At 40.0% G+C, this 4,845-nt stretch carries 3 protein-coding genes; all 3 read left to right on the top strand.

All coding sequences use genetic code 11. The features are described 5' to 3' along the window. Positions 1-2,277 (top strand): preprotein translocase subunit SecA (secA, locus tag WA010_RS11635; protein WP_422557281.1); only part of this gene is annotated, 2,277 nt, incomplete at its 5' end. Beyond that, positions 2,274-3,470: an ABC transporter permease gene (locus WA010_RS11630; protein ID WP_422557280.1), complete on the top strand. Its 1,197-nt coding sequence runs from the start codon at positions 2,274-2,276 to the stop codon at positions 3,468-3,470. The genes secA and WA010_RS11630, both read left to right, overlap by 4 nt. Positions 3,471-3,593: 123 nt before the next feature. Then, the coding region (locus WA010_RS11625) for a cytochrome c biogenesis protein ResB (RefSeq protein WP_422557279.1) at positions 3,594-4,845 on the top strand (1,252 nt) is incomplete at its 3' end.

Raw genomic sequence — 4,845 nt, 5'->3', positions numbered from 1 at the left:
GGGCGTATCGCTGAGATGAAAACAGGGGAGGGGAAAACTCTTGTTGCGACATTGGCGGTAGTATTGAACGCTATGAGCGGCAACGGGGTTCACGTCGTTACGGTTAATGATTATTTGGCTCAGCGTGATGGTTCACAAATGTCAGAGCTTTATGGCTTTTTGGGATACACCACCGGAATCTTGGTAGAGAGCGGTTACAACCCCGCATCAAAACGGGAGCAATATGGGTGTGATATCACCTACGGTACGAACAATGAATTCGGATTTGATTATCTTCGTGACAATATGACGTACTCTAAAGAGCATATGGTTCAACGCGGACATTTTTATGTTATCGTCGATGAAGTGGATTCGATTTTAATCGATGAAGCGCGTACTCCGCTGATTATTTCAGGTCCAACCAACCGTACGCTAGAGAACTATGTTCGTGCCGATCAGGTCGCTAAAACATTGGTAAGAGATGAACATTTTAGTGTCGATGAAAAAGATCGTTTGGTTTTGATTACTGAAGAGGGGATTGCACGAGCTGAAGAACTTTTTGGTGTTGATAATCTTTACAGTATTGAAAATTCAACGTTATCGCATCATCTTGATCAAGCACTTAAGGCGAATAATGTATTCGAACGTGATGTTGATTATGTACTCCAAGATGAGCAAGTTATCATTGTCGATGAATTTACCGGACGTTTGAGTGAAGGGCGTCGATATTCAGAGGGACTTCATCAGGCGTTAGAAGCAAAAGAGGGGGTAGTGATTAAAGAAGAGACTCAAACACTCGCCGATATTACCTACCAAAATTACTTTCGTTTGTATAAAAAAATCGGTGGTATGACAGGTACCGCACAGACTGAAGCAACTGAATTTGCACAAATTTATAATCTTGATGTTATCTCTATTCCGACCAATGTCCCTGTTATCCGTCAAGACCTCAATGATTTGATTTACAAAACCGAAGCAGAAAAATTTGCCGCCGTTATCAGAAAAATACAAGAACTTAGTGTGAAGGGGCAGCCGATTTTGATCGGAACAGCATCGATAGAAAAATCTGAAAAGCTCCATGAACTTCTTAAAGTCCAAAAAATCCCCCATACTGTGCTTAACGCGAAAAATCATGCACAAGAGGGTGAAATCATTAAAAACGCGGGTGCTAAAGGGGCAATTACGATTGCAACCAACATGGCAGGGCGCGGTGTTGATATCAAAGTAAATGATGAGATTAAAGGACTAGGTGGTCTATATATCCTCGGGACTGAACGTCATGAAAACCGCCGTATCGATAATCAACTTCGTGGGCGTGCAGGACGTCAGGGTGATCCCGGGACAAGCCAGTTTTATCTTTCTCTCGAAGATAACTTGCTTCGTATTTTTGGTTCGGATAAAATTAAATCGATTATGGAACGTTTGGGTGTCGAAGACGGTGAGTATATCGAATCGGCGATGGTAACACGCGCTGTTGAAAAAGCGCAGAAAAAAGTGGAAAATATGCACTTTGAAGGGCGTAAACATATCGTTGAATATGATGATGTCGCCAATGAACAGCGTAAAATTGTTTACAAATTTCGTGGCGAACTTTTAGACCCTGAATTCAATGTTGGAGATAAAATCGATACAATTCGTTCTGAATATATTGATCGAACGTTAATGATCTGCGGAATTTTCGAGGGAATTCCCGAAGAAGAGATTGATATTGAACGGCTTGTCATGACTCTCAAAGAAGAACTTAATACACAGATAGATTCGTCCGCATTCAGTGAAAAAGAGTATAGTGCTATTCGCACTCAAATGTTATTGCTTTTGAGTAGTGAGTATAATGATAAAATGTCGGTGGTCGATCCAAAAGTTCGTAGTGATATTGAACGTGAAATCTATCTTAAAACACTTGATACCGCATGGCGTGAACACCTTTATCAAATGGACAGTATGAAAACTGGTATCCGTCTTCGTGCTTACAATCAGAAAGATCCATTAGTTGAGTATAAAAAAGAGAGCTATAACCTTTTTGCCGAACTGGTGGAGACGATCAAATACGATACGATCAAAACCCTTCATATTATTCAATTTCGAGTGGATAGTGCCGAAGACGAGGCAGAAGCGTTTGCTCGCCAAATGGAACTTGAGAAAAAGCAAGAAGCGTATCAAATGTCTCTCAATCAGGGTGAACAGGCTAATGATGATAAAAAAGTTTCCCGTAATGATGATTGTCCGTGCGGAAGCGGTTTGAAATACAAAAACTGTTGCGGAAAAAGCGGACCTAAAAAAGGGGTATTCGCCTCTTGAATATTGTCTCTTACCTCGTCAAACGCTTTTTACGTTTTGATAAAGAGCAACCTTTTATTTTTCTCTCCGCACTCCTTGCATTTTCTGGAATTGCATTGGGAGTGATGGTTCTTATTATTGCAATGGCTTTGATGAATGGGTTTGATAATGAGTTTAAAAAGAAACTGACCGTTATGAACTATCCGCTCACTATTCAGCCTAAATTTTATGGAACCGTTAATACGGCCCTTGTTGATCAACTCCGCGTCACATTTCCGGATCTTTCCTTTAGTCCTTATATTACTACCGCAGTTCTTTCCCGTAGTGGAGATCAAATGGAAGGTGGATATCTTTTTGGTGTTGATTTTACTCAAGAAGCAAAAGTTAATTCCATAGTGGCTATAGGACTTAAGAAAGGTATCCCTCAAGGGTTTGAAGTGATGGTTGGGGAAACCTTGAAAGAACAATTTACACTTCGAGAGGGTGAGAAGCTAACGTATATTTTTACCCAGATGGAACCGGGAGGATTGGTTTTAGCACCGAAAATTAAACGTTTTTCCGTTATTTCTACATTTGATTCCGGATTGAGTGCCTATGATAAAGGATTTTCTTATACGTCACTTGATGCGCTACAACGTATTTTAGGGATAGAAAAAAATCTTTATGACGGTATTCATATCCATTCTGCCAATCCAGAAACTGATATTCACCGTATTGCGGCTGTATTACCAAAAAGTGTAGCGATTCGAGGATGGTGGGAGGATAACGGTAACTTTTTTGCCGCACTTAAAATGGAAAAAATGTCCCTTTTTATTGTCCTCATGCTTATTATTTTGATTGCAGCCATTAATATTATTTCATCGTTGCTTATGACAGTGATGAATCGACGAAGTGAAATAGCACTTTTGATATCATTAGGTGCTTCGAAACAAGAGATAAAAAAAATATTTTTAATCCTTGGAATTGTAATTGGTATTTTAGGAATTGGAACAGGTGTAATATTAGGTTTATTAGGGATTTGGGTTCTTGGAACATTCGAAATTATCTCTTTGCCGGTAGATGTTTACCCGACATCAACTTTGCCATTAGATTTAAGCATAATTGATTTTTTCTCGATTATTATTGGTGCATTTATAATTGTATTGCTATCAGCATGGTATCCGGCAAAAAAAGCATCAGATGTCGATATTTTAACTGTTTTGAGAAATGAGTAGATTTGATTTCTCAACGTATAGCAGAAGCAATGATTCTTGAAGGGGTGTAATTGTTAATACTAAATTAACAAATATTTACCCTATACCCACTACAATACCAAATATTTTTCACATAGGTAATCCATGAACAAAGTTCTCTCCCTTTTAGGCTCCATGAAAACCATGGCAGCTCTTATGCTCGTTTTCGCTGTTGCTATCGGCTATGCGACATTTATCGAAAACGATTACGGCTCGATGACTGCCAAAGCGGATATTTACAATGCCCGTTGGTTTGAAATTCTATTGGCTTTATTGGCGATCAATCTGACGCTCAATATTATCAATTTTAACATGGCACGTCGCGGTAAATGGCTTGTCTTTATTTTCCACATAGCCTTTTTGATTATCCTCGTCGGTGCAACGGTAACACGTTACATGGGATTTGAGGGAATGATGCATATCCGTGAGGGATCGAGCAGTGATGTGATTATTAGTGCTGAGCCTTATGTTTCATTAAAAGTAATCAAGGGTGATAAAACGTATGACTTTAAAGAGACTCTATTTCTCTCTAAACGCTCTTCGAACCATTTTGAGCGAACGTTGGAGGTTGAGGGAGAGCAGATTCATGTGAAACTGGATAGCTACATGGGAGATGCGACGTATGAAGCGGTTGCTGATCCAAAAGGTGAGCCACTCTTTAATCTCATGGTTACCGGAGCACAAGGGGCACAACAGGTTTCTCTTAAACAGGGTGAATTTATCGAAGCCAATGATGTTGTAATCGATTTTGATTCGAACAAAACGTTTGATAAACCGATTATTGCTTTGAGTGTTGAGGGTGATAAACCGTATTTGAGTACACCTGCCACTCTCGCAACGCTGAGCATGGATACCCAAAAAACATCGACGATTGCCTCTGGAAAACATGAGATGACGAAGCGTACACTGTTCCAAAGTGCACAAAGCGGATTTGTTCTCCGTGATTTCATCCCTAAAGCATCGATGAAACTGGTTTCATCTTCGAAAAAAGGGCCTATGATGCAGCAAGCTTCTCAGGATGCCCTAACTCTTGGTTTTATCAGCGGATATATAAAAGAAACTGCTGTTGTGTTGGGTTCAGCAGGAGAGGTTGGTGAAGCCAAAAAAGTTGTGTTAGGTGATATTAGCGTTGAAGCATCTTACGGTTCTATCGAGCGTAAGCTACCGTTTGCTATTGGCTTACGTGATTTTGAGCTAGAGCGTTATCCAGGATCGATGTCACCTGCCTCATATGCGAGTGAGGTGAGTGTGATTGATCCGCTCAATCAAGCAAAATTTGATTTTCGCATCTACATGAACCATATCCTCGATTATCAAGGATATCGCTTTTTCCAATCTTCATTCGATCAAGATGAGC

Source organism: Sulfuricurvum sp., from assembly GCF_049305995.1.
Lineage (GTDB): Bacteria > Campylobacterota > Campylobacteria > Campylobacterales > Sulfurimonadaceae > Sulfuricurvum.
This window is presented reverse-complemented; position numbering and strand designations above follow the sequence as displayed.